This is a genomic window from Sorangium sp. So ce124 (assembly GCF_051525235.1).
Lineage (GTDB): Bacteria > Myxococcota_A > Polyangia > Polyangiales > Polyangiaceae > Sorangium > Sorangium atrum.
Genome location: NZ_CP150312.1, coordinates 2,283,041 through 2,299,678 on the forward strand (window position 1 = coordinate 2,283,041; position 16,638 = coordinate 2,299,678).

Annotated in this window: 14 protein-coding genes and 1 pseudogene; 10 read left to right on the forward strand and 5 right to left on the reverse strand. The window is 68.7% G+C overall.

Translation table 11 applies throughout. From position 1 onward, the window contains the following. Positions 1–513: 513 nt before the first annotated feature. Positions 514–2,841 (forward strand): beta-L-arabinofuranosidase domain-containing protein, encoded by a 2,328-nt coding sequence (locus tag WMF19_RS08660; protein WP_437898643.1) that lies wholly within the window; start codon positions 514–516, stop codon positions 2,839–2,841. A gap of 250 nt (positions 2,842–3,091) precedes the next feature. On the opposite strand, the gene WMF19_RS08665 is transcribed toward WMF19_RS08660, so the two are convergent. Continuing rightward, the gene (locus WMF19_RS08665; protein WP_437898644.1) at positions 3,092–5,059 is read right to left on the reverse strand and encodes a RecQ family ATP-dependent DNA helicase; all 1,968 of its coding nucleotides are present in this window, start codon (positions 5,057–5,059) and stop codon (positions 3,092–3,094) included. Between the two features lie 271 nt (positions 5,060–5,330). Beyond that, positions 5,331–6,095: an SDR family oxidoreductase gene (locus WMF19_RS08670; protein ID WP_437898645.1), complete on the reverse strand. Its 765-nt coding sequence runs from the start codon at positions 6,093–6,095 to the stop codon at positions 5,331–5,333. Between the two features lie 194 nt (positions 6,096–6,289). Here WMF19_RS08670 and WMF19_RS08675 point away from each other — a divergent pair, with 194 nt between their 5' ends. Next, positions 6,290–7,225: a LysR family transcriptional regulator gene (locus WMF19_RS08675; RefSeq protein WP_437898646.1), complete on the forward strand. Its 936-nt coding sequence runs from the start codon at positions 6,290–6,292 to the stop codon at positions 7,223–7,225. Between the two features lie 234 nt (positions 7,226–7,459). Continuing rightward, complete coding sequence (locus WMF19_RS08680) at positions 7,460–7,996, forward strand: DUF1993 domain-containing protein (RefSeq protein WP_437898647.1); 537 nt, start codon at positions 7,460–7,462, stop codon at positions 7,994–7,996. Between the two features lie 224 nt (positions 7,997–8,220). Here WMF19_RS08680 and WMF19_RS08685 read toward each other — a convergent pair whose 3' ends face one another. Further along, entirely contained in the window at positions 8,221–9,054 is an 834-nt protein-coding gene (locus WMF19_RS08685; protein ID WP_437898648.1) for a helix-turn-helix domain-containing protein, read from the reverse strand. A 128-nt stretch (positions 9,055–9,182) separates the two neighbouring features. Between WMF19_RS08685 and WMF19_RS08690 the strand changes: the two genes are divergently transcribed. Together WMF19_RS08690 and WMF19_RS08695 are read left to right on the forward strand one after the other, a co-directional pair. Next, on the forward strand, positions 9,183–9,911 hold the full coding sequence (locus tag WMF19_RS08690; protein WP_437898649.1) for an SDR family oxidoreductase: 729 nt from the start codon (positions 9,183–9,185) through the stop codon (positions 9,909–9,911). 32 nt (positions 9,912–9,943) lie between these two features. Continuing rightward, entirely contained in the window at positions 9,944–10,624 is a 681-nt protein-coding gene (locus tag WMF19_RS08695) for a dienelactone hydrolase family protein (protein ID WP_437898650.1), read from the forward strand. A 27-nt stretch (positions 10,625–10,651) separates the two neighbouring features. Here the strand turns inward: WMF19_RS08695 and WMF19_RS08700 are convergent, their stop codons facing one another. Next, a complete protein-coding gene (locus WMF19_RS08700; RefSeq protein WP_272102524.1) occupies positions 10,652–11,176 on the reverse strand; it encodes an SRPBCC family protein in 525 nt (174 codons plus the stop codon). After that, the gene (locus WMF19_RS08705; protein ID WP_437898651.1) at positions 11,163–11,519 is read right to left on the reverse strand and encodes an ArsR/SmtB family transcription factor; all 357 of its coding nucleotides are present in this window, start codon (positions 11,517–11,519) and stop codon (positions 11,163–11,165) included. Before WMF19_RS08705 ends, WMF19_RS08700 begins: the two co-directional genes overlap by 14 nt. 226 nt (positions 11,520–11,745) lie before the next feature. On the opposite strand from WMF19_RS08705, the gene WMF19_RS08710 reads away from it, so the two are divergent. From WMF19_RS08710 to WMF19_RS08730, 5 genes and pseudogenes are all read left to right on the forward strand, one after another. Next, positions 11,746–13,002 carry an FG-GAP repeat domain-containing protein gene (locus WMF19_RS08710; protein ID WP_437898652.1) on the forward strand — a complete coding sequence of 419 codons (1,257 nt, stop codon included), beginning with the start codon at positions 11,746–11,748 and terminating at the stop codon, positions 13,000–13,002. Between the two features lie 320 nt (positions 13,003–13,322). Further along, a complete protein-coding gene (locus tag WMF19_RS08715) occupies positions 13,323–14,435 on the forward strand; it encodes an ABC transporter substrate-binding protein (RefSeq protein WP_437898654.1) in 1,113 nt (370 codons plus the stop codon). A 118-nt stretch (positions 14,436–14,553) separates the two neighbouring features. After that, entirely contained in the window at positions 14,554–15,543 is a 990-nt protein-coding gene (locus WMF19_RS08720) for an AraC family transcriptional regulator ligand-binding domain-containing protein (protein WP_437898655.1), read from the forward strand. Between the two features lie 31 nt (positions 15,544–15,574). Then, positions 15,575–16,477, forward strand: a complete 903-nt coding sequence (locus tag WMF19_RS08725; RefSeq protein WP_437898656.1) for an SDR family NAD(P)-dependent oxidoreductase — start codon at positions 15,575–15,577, stop codon at positions 16,475–16,477. 23 nt (positions 16,478–16,500) lie between these two features. Then, positions 16,501–16,632: pseudogene (locus tag WMF19_RS08730) on the forward strand (SDR family NAD(P)-dependent oxidoreductase); the annotation flags it as partial. Positions 16,633–16,638: the final 6 nt, after the last annotated feature.

Consider the following 16,638-nt stretch of genomic DNA (forward strand, 5'->3'; position numbering starts at 1 on the left):
GACCCGTCGTTTGGCATTGACGGTAGCCATGTGATCGTTCACATTCCCGCCGAAGGGTATCCCTGTGGCTGCGACTTGCTCGGGTCGCCATGCGTACCGAGGCCTTCGTCGTCTGATCGATTTTTTGCACCAGCTCTGTCCGCTCGGTCGTCGCGGAAGCGATCGCTGAACGATGGAGATTGGCATCGGGCCGAGGGGGCTCCACCAGAGAACACGGCATACCGCGCTTGTTCGGCGGCTGTCGTGACATCTCGAGTGCTGTTCACCGGAGATGATTCTTAGATCCGGCTGTGCTGGCGACGTGGCCGCGGTGTTCCTCGTCAGCACGCGGCCCATCGGCATCGATCACATGGTTGATTCACCAACCCCGAAGAGCGGCCTGAGCAGCGCTTGATCGCGATGGTGCGACGGCTGCTGAGTGGACAAAGAGGAGACCTCGTCGCTGTGTGGCGCGGCGTAGTCTCGTCTTGAGCTTCCTGGATACAACGCATCCGAGATCTGAAAGGATCTATCATGAGCAAGAGAATCCTGCAGTACCGGCGCTCGCTCTCGGGCGCCACCGCGTTGACTGTTTCGCTCCTGTTCGGAGCCCTCGCTCCAGGGGTGGCGTCCGCCGCGGACCCCGTCGAGAAGCTGCAGGAGTTCGAGCTGGACGAGGTGAGCGTGACCGACGCGTACTACCAGAACATCTCTTCGAAAGAGATCGCGTACATCATGAGCCTCGACCCCAACCGACTTCTGGCAGGCTTCAAGGCGGTGTCGCAAGGGAAGGACCCTGGGAATTCGCCCGGCCTCACTCTCTACGGCGGGTGGGAGGGTGGCTGGAGCCTCCTGCGCGGGCACACGATAGGCCACTACATGTCCGCCATGGCGCAAGCGTACAAGCAGCTCAACGGCTCCGACGCGGAGCAGAGCGCCGCCATCGCGCAGAAGATCGACTACACGATCGGCCAATTGAAATCATTTCAAGACGCGAGTCCCAAAGGATACCTGTTCGCGTCGCCGGAGACGCACTTCGACGTCGTCGAGGGGAAGGCCAGCGGCTCCAGCTGGGCGCCATGGTACACGATGCACAAGATCATCGCGGGCCTCATCGACGTCTACACGTTCGAAGGAAATGCGACGGCCCTCGAAATCGCGAGCAAGCTGGGGGACTGGACGTACAATCGCAGCTCAACCTGGAACGCGGACCTTCGAAGGAAGGTCCTGGGCGTCGAGTACGGCGGCATGAACGACTGCCTGTACGATCTGTACAGGCTGACGAACAACGCCAATCACCTGGCGGCAGCCCACATCTTCGACGAGGACTCGCTCTTCACTCCGATTTCTCAAGGCAACAACATCCTGCCAGGCAAGCACGCCAATACGCAAATCCCCAAGTTCATCGGCGCCCTGAACCGCTATCGGACGCTGGGCGAAGCGGAGAGCTTCTACTACTCCGCGGCAGAAAAGTTCTGGACCATCGTGCTGAGGGATCACACCTACGTCACCGGTGGGAATAGCCAGCTCGAGCACTTTCACGAGCCCGGGAAGCTGGACGCGCAACGGGACAATGTGAACAACGAAACGTGCAACGCGTACAACATGCTGAAGCTCTCGAGAGGGCTCTTCAAAGCCACGGGGGACGTCAAGTACGCCGACTACTACGAGCAGACCCACCTCAACGAAATCATGTCTGCCGTCAATCCGACGAACGGAATGACGACCTACTTCAAGCCGATGGGAACAGGGTACTTCAAGGTGTTCGGCAAACCGGAGGACACTTTCTGGTGCTGCAACGGAACCGGCATGGAGAACTACACCAAGCTCAATGACAGCTTGTACTTCCATGACGACACGGATCTGTACGTCAACATGTTCCTCAGCTCGACGTTGTCCTGGTCCGCGCGGGGGCTGTCGTTGAAACAGACCTCGAATTTCCCGCTCTCCGACAAGGCGGTTTTCGAGATTACCGCTGCCCCGGCCGACGCGGTCACGATCAACTTCAGAAAGCCCTCCTGGGTTGCTCGGTGCCAGCCCGTGACGATCACGGTCAACGGTCAGGCATGCGACGCGACGGAGGCGAACGGCTACCTCACGGTAGGTCGCACCTGGAAGCCCGGAGACAAGGTGGAGCTCACGCTGCCAATGGAGGTGAAGGTGTCGAGGCTCCCCGACAACCCCAACGCGGTGGCGTTCGTCTACGGACCGGTCGTCTTGAGCGCCGGCCTCGGGACGGAGAAGATGCTGTCGGAGCCCCAGTGGGCATCCGAGAAGGCTACCATTCCCGCTGGTGTCGTCATCAAAGACACCATCGGCATCAACAACGGCATCACGATCAACGAGTGGATCGCCGACATCGAGAACAACTTGGTTCAAACCCCGGGCAAGGCGGAATTCACGCTGCGGAACACAGATTCCAATAGCACGTTGACGTTCACTCCGCACTATCAGCGGTACGCAGACAGGTACGGCATCTACTTCCGTCTCACGGGGACGGCGGGCGAAAACATCCCGGACGCCGGCGAATGCTCGCCCGCTCCTGGAGCTGGCACGCTGTGCGATGGCCTCTCGTCTTCGGATAGCGTCGGATCGGCTGGCAGCGGTTCGACCGGCAGCAGCTCGACCGCCAGCAGCTCGACCGGCAGCGGCTCGACCGCCAGCAGCTCGACCGGCAGCGGTGCGACCGGCGGCGCGTCCGAGGGCAGCTCCGGTGGATCGGGGGGCGCGGATGGTGGCACCACGGACCAGGGCAGTTCGGGTTGTTCCTGCAGTGTCGGTCGTGATTCGTCGGAACGCTGGCACTTCGCCGCGCTGCTCGGCCTTGGCCTGGTCGCGTGGCGCCGGGGGAAACGTCGTTAGGCGCCGCAGGGGGCGCGGAGCTCTGGTGCGCGATAAGCCTCCACATCTGGCTGCGCCGTGGCGAGAGCCGCATGTGGGGCCTGGGGCGCCTGAGGGGCAGTCCCGTCGTCCGTGTCCCTCGTGGGCGCGTAGGTAAAAGAAGCCGGAGCGCGTAGGCAAAAGAAGCCGGATCGCGGCGCGAAGAAGTGTCGCGCAGCAAACCGAAAGGGTGGGACCGCGAGCGTCGTGATGGCTCGGTCCTGGGCCTCGGTCAGGGCGCCGCTGCGGCGCCGGCGAGGCGGGGGAGCCCGGCGCACCAGTCGAGCACCTCGTCGAACCGGCGCGTGATGAGGACGCCGAAGAGCGGATCGCGCGCGAGCTTGGCGTGGGTGGTCGCCGGGCTCGAGAGGCCGCAGAGGAAACGCGCCGCCTGGCGAGGATGGCCCAGGGCGCCCGCGTGCGCAGCGCGCAGCGCCGTGAACGCGGCGACGTCGAGCCCCACCGGCATCGGCGGCGCGTGCGCCGGCTCCGGCAGCGTCACGGCGAGGCCGGCGCGGCAGAAGGTGCAGCGCCCGCACGCGGCGTCGAGGCGTTCGCCGAAGTACGCGGCGAGCGCGGCGGCGTGACAGCGCTCCGAGGTGAGCAGCTCGATCACCTGCCGCACGCGCCCGATCTCGGCGTCCTCGCGCCTCGCGAAGCGCGCGAGGAGCTCGCCGACGAGGGCGCCCGCGTCGTCCGTCGAGGCGACGCGCACGAAGCGGTGCCGGATGTCCGACGCCTTGAGCTCCGCGAGCCCCTGCCGCTCGAGGTACTCGAGCGCGCGCACCACCCGCTCGCGCGGCTGCTCCAGCGCGGCGGCGGCGGCGGCCGGGTCGATCGCGTACAGGACTCGCCCCTTCCTCGCATGGCCGAAGAGCGCCTCGAGGAACCGCGCCGGCTCGCCCTTCACCGACGCGATGACCTCCTCGAGCCTGCGGTGGAGCCGCACCTCGTAGCCGGCGTAGTACGGCGTGAGCTGCCGGACCGCGCCCATCAGCTCGAGGTAGGTCAGCGCGGTGCGGAGCACGAGCGGCCGGACGTCGTGGCGCGTCCCCAGCGCGTGCAGGCCGAGCTCCACCTGGGGCGCGGCGAGCACGGCGCCGACCACCCCGTGGAGCGCGTCCTCGGTCGGCGTGTCGCCGTAGGCGAAGTTCTCGAGGACCGGCAGATCGTCGCCGCACACGAAGACCTCGACCACCGAGTGCGCCTGATCCCTGCCGGCGCGGCCGATCTCCTGACTATAACTCTCGAGGCTCTTCGGGAGATTGTAATGGTCGACATAACGCACGTCGGGCTTGTCGATCCCCATCCCGAACGCAATGGTGGCGACCACGATGCCGCGGTCGCTCTGCATCCAGTCGTCCTGCACGCGCGCGCGCTCCGCCGCCTCCATCCCGGCGTGGTACGCGCGCGCCGGCAGCCCCGCAGAAGCGAGCTTCTCGGCCACGTGCTCGGCGGTCTTCTGGAGCGTGACATAGACGATGGTGGAGCCGGGCGGCCGGGATCGCAGGCGCTCAATCAGGACCCGGTCGCGCGCGGTCGCGCTCACCGCCGTCGCGCGGAGCTCGAGGTTCGGTCGGTAGAAGCCGGTGATGACCGTGTGCTCCTCGCGGATGCCGAAGGTGGCGCAGACGTCGCGCACGACCCCGGGCGTCGCGGTGGCCGTCAACGCGAGTACGCGCGGCACGCCGAGCGCCCGGGCGGTCTCCGCGAGCCTCAGGTAGTCGGGGCGGAAGTTGTGTCCCCACTCGGAGATGCAGTGGGCCTCGTCCACCGCGAAGATGGCGATCTTGAGCTCTTTCAGCAGCGCCATGAACCGCTCGCTCACGAACCGCTCGGGGGCGACATAGAGCAGCTTCGTCTTGCCCGAGCGCAGATCCCTGTGCGCCTCCGCCGCGCCCTCGGCTGACAGCGACGAATCGAGCCGGACCGCGGCGATGCCGCGCGCGCTGAGGAAATCGATCTGATCCTTCATCAGCGCGATCAGCGGAGAGATGACGATCGTGACCCCGTCGAGCAGGAGCGCGGGGAGCTGGTAGCAGAGCGATTTGCCGCCGCCTGTCGGGAAGACCGCGAGCGCGCTGTGGCCCGAGAGCAAGGCATCCATGACCGCGCGCTGGCCTGGGCGGAGCTCGCGGAAGTTGAACCGCGCCTCGAGGACGTCGAGCAGATCGGGGCCGGATGGTGCGGGCTGGTTCAAGGGGGCATCCTACTCCTCGCTCGCGCCGAAGAACACACCGCCGTCGCGCGCTGCGCGCGACGATCGAGTGGTCCGCCGCCGGAGCGCTCGGCATGACGGCGCCTGCCGCCAAGGTGCTGCTCCATCGCGAAGCCCTCGGTGGTGCACGTCGCGAGCTTGTGTCCGCAAGCGCGCAGGAGCCCGCGCGGCCGCCTCTCCTCACGTCGGCCCGGCGGGGCTCGCCCCGACTCCCCCTCGCCTCCTCGTCCCGACTCCCCCTCGCCTCCTCGGGTCAGGTGCGCGTGATGGAGAGGCCGCCGTCGACCAGCGCGGCCGTCCCGGTGACGAAGGAGGCGTCGTCCGAGGCGAAGTAGAGCACGGAGCGGGCCACCTCCTCCGGGGTCGCGACGCGCTTGAGGGCGTGGAGGCTCGTGATGAACGCCTGCGACTCCTTCGTGCTGTTCGCCTCATGGTACATCGCGGTGTCGACGGCGCCCGGTAGGATCGCGTTGACCCGCACGCCTTGCGGCCCGAACTCGGCGGCGAGGGCCTGCGTCAAGCCGATCAGGCCGGACTTGCTCGCGGCGTACGCGGCGGTGCCCGGGAACGCGACGGTGTAGCCGACGAAGGTCGAGGTGAAGATGACCGACCCTCCGCCGTGCTTCAGCATCGCGGGGATCTGGTGCTTGGCGCCGAGGAACGCGCCGGTGAGGTTCACGGAGAGGGTGTCGCGAAAGCCGGCCTCGGAGACCCCGGTGCTGGGGCCACCCTCGCCCAGGACGCCCGCGTTGTTGAAGGCGATATCGAGCTTGCCGAACTTCTCTGTCGCCCGCGCCACGAGGGCCTTGGCGTAGTCTTCCGAGCGCACGTCGCCGGCCAGCGCGGCGGCGCGCCCGCCGCTCTTCTCGATCTCGTTCACTAGGCGTGCGAGCTCGCTCTCGCGCCGCGCCCCGAGGACGACCTTCGCCCCCTCGGCGGCGAAGAGCTTGGCGGTGGCCTCGCCGATACCAGCGCTTGCGCCCGTGATGATAGCCACCTTGTCTTGCAAACGTCCCATGATCCTTCTCTCCTGTCCGGCGCGCGGCGTCCCAGGGGCCGAGTGACAGACGGTCAGCGTTGCTGCTCGAAAGAGGGGAGAGGGCGCCGCCACCAGCCAGCGCGTCAGCCCCTCTGACAGGCGAGAGGGTAGAGCGCGGCGCGCGTCCGCAGTAGGCTCCTGTCGGTGGAACTGGATTTCGGAAACGCCGAACGATGAAGCTCGAGGGCATCGCGACGTTCGTGGCCGTCGCCGAGGCGCGATCGCTCAGCGAGGCGGCGCGGCGCCTGCGCCTGTCGAAGTCCGTCGTCAGCGAGCGCCTGGCCGAGCTCGAGAAGAGCGTGGGCGCGAGCCTCATCCACCGCACCACGCGCAAGCTGTCGCTCACGGAAGATGGGGCGGCGTTCCTGGAGCGGGCGGTCCGGATCGTCCGCGAGGTCGAGGACGCGACCGCCGATCTCGCCGCGCGGCGCGGCACCCTGGCGGGCCCCCTCCGGCTGTCGGCGCCGGTGACCTTCGGGCGCATGCACCTCGGCCCGGCGCTCTACCGCTTCCTTTTGCAGCACCCGAGGATCGAGCTGACGCTCGATCTGGATGACCGCCGCGTGGACGCTGCCGCCGCCGGCCACGACGCGGTGGTGCGGCACGGGCCGATCGTCGACTCGCGCCTCGTGGTCTGGCGCCTTGCGCCGAGCCAGCGCGTCCTCGTCGCTTCGCCGGATTACCTGGCGCGCCACGGCGCGCCGGCGTCCATCGCCGAGCTGGAGAAGCATCGGGGCATCTTCTACACGAACCGCGGCATCGCCGACTGGCGCTTCCCGGGGCCGGACGGCGCCGTGCTCGTGCGGGCGCGCGTCGGCCTCCGCGTCAACAACGGCGACATGATGCGGGACGCCGCCGTCGCCGGCCTCGGCGTCGCTCTTCTGCCGATGTTCATCGTGGGCGCGGCGCTCAGGGCAGGTGAACTGCGCGTCATCGACGTCGGCGCCCAGCCCGAGCCCGAGTTCATCTTCATCGCGCACACGGAGGGGCGGCGCCCCTCGGCCAAGCTCCGCGCGCTCGCCGACCATCTCGTCACCGCCTTCGGGAAGCCGCCGTACTGGGATGAAGACGGGGGAGGGAAGAAGGGCTCCTCCGCGAAGCCGAAATGAACCCGGAAGGCTGACGGCTCTTCCGCCCTCCCGTCTGCGGCTCGCAACCCACGAAGCGCTCGGCACCACCGGGACGGGGGGAGCGCGCCTCGGGGAGGGGGCGGGGCATATCCCTGGGGGGCGCCCGGACAGGGTACTCTGGGCGCCGCCGGGCTTCGGCTTCACGACCTGCGTGCACGCCGACGCGAGCGCGGCCGAGAGGCCGCCGACCGACCGAGACCCAAGGAGACGCCCATGACCATCGCCCTGCACAGCCTGACGACCGGGACCTTCGTACCCTTCCTGCGCAACCTCTCCGCCCTGTTCGACAAGGCAGCGGCGCAGGGCCACGACGGTGCTGCGCTCGCCCAGATCCGGCTCGCCCCCGATATGCTGCCGCTCTCGATGCAGGTGCGCTTCGTCTGCGACCAGGCCCGCTTCGGCGTCGCGCGGCTCGTGGGCGAGGAGCCGCCGGCGGTGGCCGAGGCCGACGCCGACGCCGACCTCGCCGGCTTCAAGGCCCGGATCGAGCGCACCATCGCCTACGTCGAGTCCGTCGCGGCCGACCGCTACCGGGGCGCGGAGACGCGCTCGATCGCCTTTCCGCTGGCGACCGACCTGTCGGTGGAGTTCACAGGCGAGCAGTTCCTGCGCGATTTTGCGTTCCCCAACTTCTATTTCCACCTGGTCACGGCCTACGACATCCTGCGCAACCAGGGTGTTCAGATCGGCAAAGCCGACTACCTGGCCCACATCGGCTACGCGCTGCGCGGCACCCCGCCTGCCGGATGACGACCGGCCGCCGGAAAATAAGCGGCCCGTCCGATGGGCGTACGTCTTGCCGCCCACGACCGCGAGGGGCGGGAACGACTCGTTCGCTACGGCGCTCGGCCACCCTTCGCGCTCGAGCGCTTCTCGGAACTTTGCTCGCCGCCGCCGAAGGCTACGGCTGCATCCCGCCGGAGATCGACGAGCTGATCCGGCAGGCGTAGGCGCGGCGCGTCGAGGAGAAAGAGTCAGCGGGCGGCTCGGGCGTACGCCCCCGGCGTCACCCCGGCGACGCGCTTGAAATGCCGGTGGAGCTGGCTCTGGTCGTAGAGCCCCACGCGCGCAGCGACCTCCGCCTGAGGGACTCCCCGGGCGAGCAGCGCCCCTGCGAGGCCGACGCGCCGGTAGGTCACGTACGCGTGCGGGGGAAGCCCGACCTCCTCGCGGAAGGCACGACAGAGGCGGAACTTGTCGAGTCGCGCGTGGGCGGCGAGCTCGTCGAGCGCGATCGATTCGGTGAACCGCGCATCGAGGAGCTCGCGCGCGCGCGTCACCGCGCGAGCCCACGCGCTGCGCGGACGGGGCGGATCTCGGCGCATGGTGGTGAGCTCGCACAGGGCGGCGAGCGCCTCGGACGACACACCCGCGAGCTCGAGAGGCGTCGCGTCGCCGCGAAGCAGCGAGCGATGCAACGCCGCCAACGGTGCAGCGCGCGGGTCGTGCGCGCAGAGCGCGTTCTCCGTCGGGGGCGACGCGGGAGAGTCGAGCGTCGCGCGCGCCTCGTCGACCATGCGCGCGTCGAAGATCACGACTTGAAACCGCCGCTGGCCTTGGCGGGCGTGCTCTGCGAAGACCTCTCCGGGGACCTTCACGTCGATCGTGCCCGGGCCGCTCGACCAGCGCGCGCCTCGAAGCGACCACTCGGAGCGGCCACTGAAGTGGAGCGCGGTGGCGTAGCGGTCCGTCACGCAGGTGAACAGGGGCCCGTCGCTCCGGAACTGCCCGACGGTGAGGCCGGGGAGCGCAGCCGGGCGTGAGAATGCGATCCGGCTCCGCCCGCGCTGCGCCGCCGAGAGATCCACGACGAGGACGATACAGCGCGGCCCTTCTCGGCGCTAGGGCGTTCTCGGGCTGCTCCCTGCTCCCCAAGCACGCGCGTCGAACCAAGATCGCCCAATCTCCTCTCGACGCTCGGTCGTAGAGGGAGGGCATGAACGTCCAGCGAACAGCGCTCGTCACGGGCGCGAACAAGGGGATCGGCCTCGAGACCGCCCGCCAGCTCGGCCGCGCGAGCATGACGGTGCTCGTCGGAGCGCGCGACGAGGAGCGCGGCGCGCGAGCCGCTGCGGCGCTGCGCCGAGAAGGCATCGACGCGCGCTTCATCGCGCTCGACGTGACGGACGCCGCGAGCGTCGCCGAAGCGCCTCGCACGATCGAGCGCGACCTCGGGCGGCTGGATGTCCTCGTGAACAACGCGGGCATCCTCCTCGGCCGCTCCGCGCCGAGCGCGACGCGACTCGACGAGGTGCGCCACGTGTTCGAGGTCAACGTCTTCGCTGCCATCGCCGTGACGAATGCGATGCTCCCGCTGCTCCGACGAGCGTCGCCCGCGGCGCGCATCGTCATGGTGTCGAGCGGGCTCGGCGGGCTCGCGAACCACGGCGACCCAGCGTGGGAGTACGCGTCGTTCAACGCCATCGCGTACCCCGCCTCCAAGGCGGCGCTCAACATGGTGACGGTGCAGTATGCGAAGGAGCTCGCCCCGACCGGCATCAAGGTCAACGCCGCGGACCCCGGTTACACAGCGACCGACCTGAATGGCCACCGCGGCACGCAGACCGTCGAGGAAGGCGCCCGCGCGTCCGTGAGGCTCGCGCTCCTCGACGACGCCGGCCCGACCGGCGGGTTCTTCGACGCGCGCGGCCCCGTGCCCTGGTGAAGAGAAGTGAGCGACGAAAGGAGCAGGACAACATGACGACGATGGTGACGTTTTCGCTGGGGAACGCGGGGCAGATGAAGGGCGCCCTCTCCGAGCCGCCTGGCTCGGGCAAGGTCGGGGGGCTCGTCGTGGTCCACGAGTGGCACGGCCTCAACGAGGTGATGCGAGCGCACTGCCAGCAGTTCGCGCAGGCGGGCTTCCTCGCGCTCGCCCCCGACCTCTATCACGGCAAGCTCGCCGAGAACGACGAGGAGGCGGCGAAGCTGATAGGCGCCTTCGACTTCCAGAAGGCCGTAGGTGAGCTCGGCCACGCGGTCGGCTACCTGCGCTCGCATCCCCGGTGCAACGGGAGGGTCGCGGTCGCGGGCTTCTGCTTGGGTGGCGCGCTCACCCTCGCTGCGGCACGTTACGTGCGGCCGGCCCTGGAGGCGGCGGTCCCGTTCTACGGTCTTCCGCGGATCGCACCGGAGCAGTTCGCCGAGGTGAAGACGCCCATCTGCGGGCACTACGCCAAGGTGGACGACTGGGCGAACCCTTCCGTAGCCGAACAGATCCAGAAGGCGGCGCGCTCCGGTGGAGGCGCGATGGATCTCTACATCTACGACGCAGGCCACGCGTTCATGCGCTCGACCGATTCGTCCAAGTTCGAGCCGAAGAGCGCCGCGCTCGCGTGGCAGCGCACGGTCGAGTTCCTCCACAAGCACATTGGCTGACGCGTCAGGCGGTGCCGGGCGATGGCTTCAGGACGATCGCGCCGTCGTACCAAGCGTGACGAGAAGCTCATCGAGCTGCTCGAACGTCTCGCCCATCCCGCTGTACGCGCCCGAGGCCAGGGCGGCGTCGCGCGCTTGCTTCGATCGATAGAGCTCGTGCAGCACCTGCAGCGTCTTGCCGCCTTTCTCCTCGAGGGTCACGGTCGTGACGGCGCCATCGTCGCCCGCTTCATCGTTCGTCCACACGATGCGCGAATGCGGTGTCACTTCGAGGTACGTGCCGAAGAACGCCATCGGCTGCGCGGCATCGTGACCAAAGACCAGGCGGTAGCTGCCGCCGGCGCGAATATCCGCTTCGTAGGAAAGCAGAGGCACGGGCATCGACTTCGGTATCCACCACCGCCTGAACAGCTCCGGCGTGGTCCACGCCTGGAACACGATGCGCGCCGGGGCATCGAAGGTCCGTGTGACGACGATCTCGCGATCGGACTTCGGCTCCACCGTCGTGCGATTACTCGTCAATTGGGGCTCACTCTCTTTACTTGCGTCCATCGACGTTCTCCTTTCGTTTCAGCTCCTCGATGACCTTGTCCAGCTCGTCGAAGCGTGCGGCCCAGATCTGGCGGTACCTCTCGATCCACGCCGTCTCTTCGTCGAGCTGGCGCGGGCCGAGCTTGCAGGTACGCACGCGGCCGACCTTCTCGGTGGTGACGAGCCCGGCCCGCTCGAGGACGCCGACGTGCTTCTTCATGCCCGTGAGGGTCATGTGAAACTTCTCGGCGAGGTCCGTGATCGAAGCGTCGGCTCGTCCGAGCTGCTCCAGAACGCCGCGCCGGGTCGCGTCGGAAAGCGCGGCGAAGGAAGCATCGAGGCGGGCGCTCGAATACTGAACCATGTGGTTCAGTGTCTAACGCGCGAGTCGGCGTCGTGCAAGAGGAGATCGAGCGCGTGCTCCGTCGCGAGCCGACTTTGATCCAGAAAGTTGCGAAAATTGCAGTGACAGCGGAATTTGGCTCGGCGCCGCCACCTTCGTGCCAGCATGCAGGAGCCTCTTCGCCACTCGTTTTTCCACCGCTCCTCGTGGCGTCGGCAGTTCTAAGCGCTCAGAGATGGCTTCGGGAATGGGGTTATTGCGCTGCACACCGCTCGCCTTGATCATCGCCTGCGCGGGCGAATCCTCGCGCGCGCCCGTCGACGCGGGCTCCGACGCGCCGCCCGCGGGCACCGTCACCGCGCCCCCACCGCTCCCGCGTGAGGCCGCCCTCGACGCACGCTTCGTGAAGATCACGCTGCACCGCGAGTTCACCTGCGAGGGGGCGAGCTTTGCGGACTTCAATCGCGACGGGGTGACGGATGTCATCGCGGGCTCGGATTGGTACGAGGGTCCGGGGTATGGCACGAGCCATCCCGTGTGGCCGAAGGAAGCCTTCGATCCGCACGGCTACTCGGATTGCTTTTTCGAGTTTCCCTACGACTTCGATCACGACGGGTTCACCGACGTCCTCGTCGTCGGCTTTCCGGGTGCGCCCGCGGCTTGGTACCAGAACCCGCGCGACGGCGACGCGCTCTGGGCTCGTCACGACACGCTGCCGTGGCCGATCGACAACGAGTCGCCGCTGTTCGCCGACATCACCGGCGACGGCGTGCCCGAGCTCGTGCACATGTCGGGGGGCGTGCTCGGAACGTCGTCGCCCGGCGTGGACCCGGCCGAACCGTGGGTCTTCCGGGCGCTCACCGAGAATCGGGGGTACGGCGCGTTCACGCACGGCCTCGGTGCAGGCGACGTCAACGGGGACGGCGCAAGCGACTTGGTCGAGGCGAGCGGCTACTTCACGCGGAGCCCAGCGTCGCCCGACGGCTTGCCGTTCACGCGCGTCGAGCAGCCGTTCGGTGCCGGGGGAGCGCAGATGCTGGTGGTCGACGTGGACGGCGACGGGGACGCGGACATAGCGACAACGCTCGCCGCTCACGGCTACGGGCTCTCCTGGTTCGAGCAGGTTCCGAACGCGGCCGGCGCTGCGTTCGTGGAGCACGTCGTCGTTCCGGGGACCACACCCGACGCCGCGTCGAGCGTGTTCATGCACGAGCCGCACGCGCTCGCTCACGCCGACATCGACGGTGACCGGCTCCAGGACCTCGTGAGCGGCGAGCGCTTCTGGGCTCATGTGCCTGACGGCATGCCGGACTTCGGCGCGCCGGCCCGGCTCTACTGGTTCGAGCAGGCGCGAGCGGCGGAGCGCGTCGACTTCCAGCCCGTTCTCATCGATGACGATTCGGGGGTAGGCACCCAGCTCACGGTCGCGGACGGCAACGGAGACGGCCGGCCGGACATCGTCATCTCGAACAAGAAGGGCGCTTTCGTCTTCCTGCAACGCTAGGGCAGGATCCTCGCGAGAAGCTCGCCTTTGCGGCGCGGCACAGCGCCCATCGAAGCCCGGCCCCGCCGAGGCCGAGCGTCAGCGCGACACCCAGCGCGGAGAGGAGCAGGGCTTCCACGAGGGCATAATCGCTCAGAGGACGTCGCCCGGCGAGGGCGACGCCCGTTCGCGCGAGGCGGTCGACGGGAGCCGCGCCGGGGTATAGTCGCCGCCTATGCTCGATCGCCAACAGTTGGTGCGCCAGACGCGGGCCCGGTACGAGGTCCCGACCGCCCGCCGCACATGACGCCTCGCCCGCGCCATATGGGAGATGACAACACATGAATACGCCGCTGTCGCCACCTGGAGCGGAGCAGACTGACGGATCATCCGTCCAGATCGGCGCTCTCGTTCCGCTGACTCGGCCCGGCTGGATCGAGGCAGGCCGGCACTTGCTCGCTGGACTCGAGCTGGCCGTTCGCGAAGTCAATGACGCCGGCGGGATCGTCGGAAGACCCCTCGAGCTGGTGGTCCGAGACACCGCGGCTGATCCACAGAGGGCCGCGGCGGCCGTCGATGAGCTGGCTCGCCTGGGCGTGGCTGCCTTGGCGGGGGAGTATCACAGCGTCGTCGCTCGCGCGGCTGCCGCCAGGGCCGACGCCCTCGGCCTGCCGTTCCTCTGCTCGTCAGCGGTCCTCGACGCGCTCACCGAACAGCCAACGGAATGGGTCGCGCGCCTCGCCCCGGCGCAGTCCCACGGCTGGCGGATCTACGCGAAATTCCTCCTCAACGCGGGCCACAGGCGCATCGCCGTAGCCGCTGATTCGAGCGTCTACTGGGCGTCCGGCGCCCGCATCCTGCGGGACTACCTCGCTCCACGCGGCGGCACCGTCATCGAGCTCGACAGGCGCGCGCTCGCCCCCGCGGCCATGTGCGACGAGCTCGTCGACAGCCGCGCGACAGCCCTCCTTCTTCTGGTCGGCTACCCGGAGCCGGCGGTGTCGATCGTCAAGTCTGTCCGCCGCGACCGGCGCCTCGCCGAGATCATGATGGGTGCTCCGGCCGGGCAACCGGAGTTCGCCGAATGGGCGACGTTGCTGGGCGGCGACGGCGCCGCGATCCCGTTCTTGCGCTACCGGCCCGAGCGCCTCAGCCCGCTCGGTGCCCGAGTCGAGACGGCCCTGCGCGAGCGGCTGGCCGAAGCGCCCTCCTTCGTCGCCTTCGAGGGCTACGACACGGTCGCCGTCCTCGCCGATGTGCTGCGTTCTCAAGGCGCGGACCGGGCACGCGCCGCCGAATCCTGGGCGCGCGTCGCAGTCGAAGGCACCCGCGGGCAGATCCAGCTCTCCCGCACGCCAGGGATCAGCGTTTGGCAGTGGGCTTGGCCGCCGGTCCAAGTCGTTGATCGAGATCCGGCGGAGCCCGATCGCTTTCGGATCCTTCACGCCGGCTGAGAGGGCACGCAGCTCCGACTGCCGGAGGCGCCGCTTGAAGCCGACATGGCCCCGCAACCCAGCGGGGTTGGCGCGATCGGACTGGTCGTGACGGCTCGATCTCGGTAGGTTTTTCGCGGTGAACGGTGACGTCGTCCGCCTCTCGTCAGGGGTGCGCGCTCGGCTCGCGCGCCTCGGCGCGAACGTGCCCCATGCGACCGCCGCCGCGCGGGCGCCGTCCAGCGGCGAGCTGAGCACCGCGCAGTTTTTCACCTTCTGGGAAGCGCTCGGCGCGTCGTCGCCGCACGACGTCGGGCTTCGTCTGGCGATGGAGACGCAGGTGCACGAGTACGACGTCTCGTCGCTCGCGGCGCTGCACTCTCCCGACCTCGGCACCGCCTTGACCAAGCTCGCCCGCTACAAGCGGCTTTGCGGGCCGAAGGACATGGCCATCGACACGACGGGGAAAGAGGTGGCGATCCACACGACGTACCAGCACGCGCCGGGCCCCATGCCCCCGCGTCTGGTCGACGCATCGCTCGCCTCGCTCCTCGTGCTCTTGCAGCGAGGCAGCGGGCTCGCGCTCGCGCCGAAGCGCGTCGAGCTCTCTCGCGCGCGCAGCGACGAGCCGATGCTGCTGCGTTTCTTCGGCTGTCCGCTGCGGTTCCGCGCGAAGCGCGACGCGCTCGTCCTCGAGGCGCGCCTCCTGACGACGCCGTTCATCACGCACAACGCCGACCTGTTGCAGGTGCTCGTGCCCAGCCTCGACCAGAAGCTCGCGCCCCTCGAGCATGGTTCGTTCGTCGAGCAGGTCCGCGCGGTGGTCGCTCGCCGCATGGCGGGCGAGCGGCCGAGCATCGCGAAGGTGGCGCGCGAGCTGTCGCTCAGCACGCGCACGTTACAGCGGCGCCTGGGCGAGCTGGGGGTCAGCTATCAGCGCGTGCTCGACGAGGTCCGGCACCACGCCGCGCTGCGCCTCCTGCGCACCGACGACGTCGACGTCGACGAGATCGCCTTCCTGCTCGGCTTCGACGAGGTCAACTCCTTCAAGCGGGCGTTCCGAGCCTGGGAGGGGACGACCCCGAACCGCTGGCGCGATTCGATTCATCTGTGGCGCGATCGGATTTGATCGCTGGCGCCTCGCGCACGATGTTTCGTGCATGACGGAGAACAACTCGCAAGTATGGTTCATCACCGGAAGCTCGCGGGGGCTCGGCCGCGCCCTCGCCCTCGCCGCGCTCGCCGCCGGGCACCGCGTCGTCGCCTCGGCGCGCAAGCCCGCCGATCTCGATGACCTCGTGAAACAGCACGGCGACCGCGTGAAGACGGTGGCGCTCGACGTCACGCAGCCCGAGCAGGCCGTGCGCGCGGTCAAGGAAGCGGTCGACGCCTTCGGTCGCATCGACGTGCTCGTCAACAATGCGGGTTACGCGAACGTCGACTCGGCTGAAGATATCCCGCTCGACGATTTCCGCGCGCAGATCGACGCCAATTTCTACGGTGTCGTACATGTCACGCGCGCGGTGCTGCCCGTGATGCGCGCGCAGCGCAGCGGGCGTATCCTGCAGATCAGCTCCATCGGCGGACGGCGCGGCGGCACGCCGGGGCTGAGCGCGTACCAGGCGGCGAAGTTCGCCGTCGCGGGCTTCAGCGAGGTCGTCCTCAACGAGGTCGCGCCGCTCGGCATCCAGGTCACCATCGTCGAGCCGGGCGGCTTTGGCACCGACTGGGCTGGCAGCTCGATGACGATCTACCCGTCACAGCTCGACTACGAAGCCACCGTGGGCGCGACCAACAAGCGGCTCCGGGGCAACCCCGGCGCGGCGCGCGGCGTGCCCGAGAAGGCCGCGAAGGCGCTGCTCGAGCTCGCGTCGATGGACAGGCAGCCGCGGCGCCTGCTGCTGGGGAGCGACGCGTACGTGCTCGCCAAGCTGACGCTGCAGGAGCTCGGCGCCAGCGATGATGCCCACCGGGCCCTCAGCGTGAGCACCGACGCCGACGGCATACCCGACTTCGCCGACACCGACGTGGGGCGAGCGATGCTGAAGCTGCACCACGACTGACGAGAGCGCAAAGCGAGGACACCATGGAACTTCATCTGAAAGACAAGCGCGCGCTCGTCACCGGATCGAGCTCGGGCATCGGCGCGGAGACGGCGCGGCTCATGGCGCGCGAGGGCGTCGAGGTCGTCGTGCACGGCCGCAACGCCGAGCGCGCACAGGTC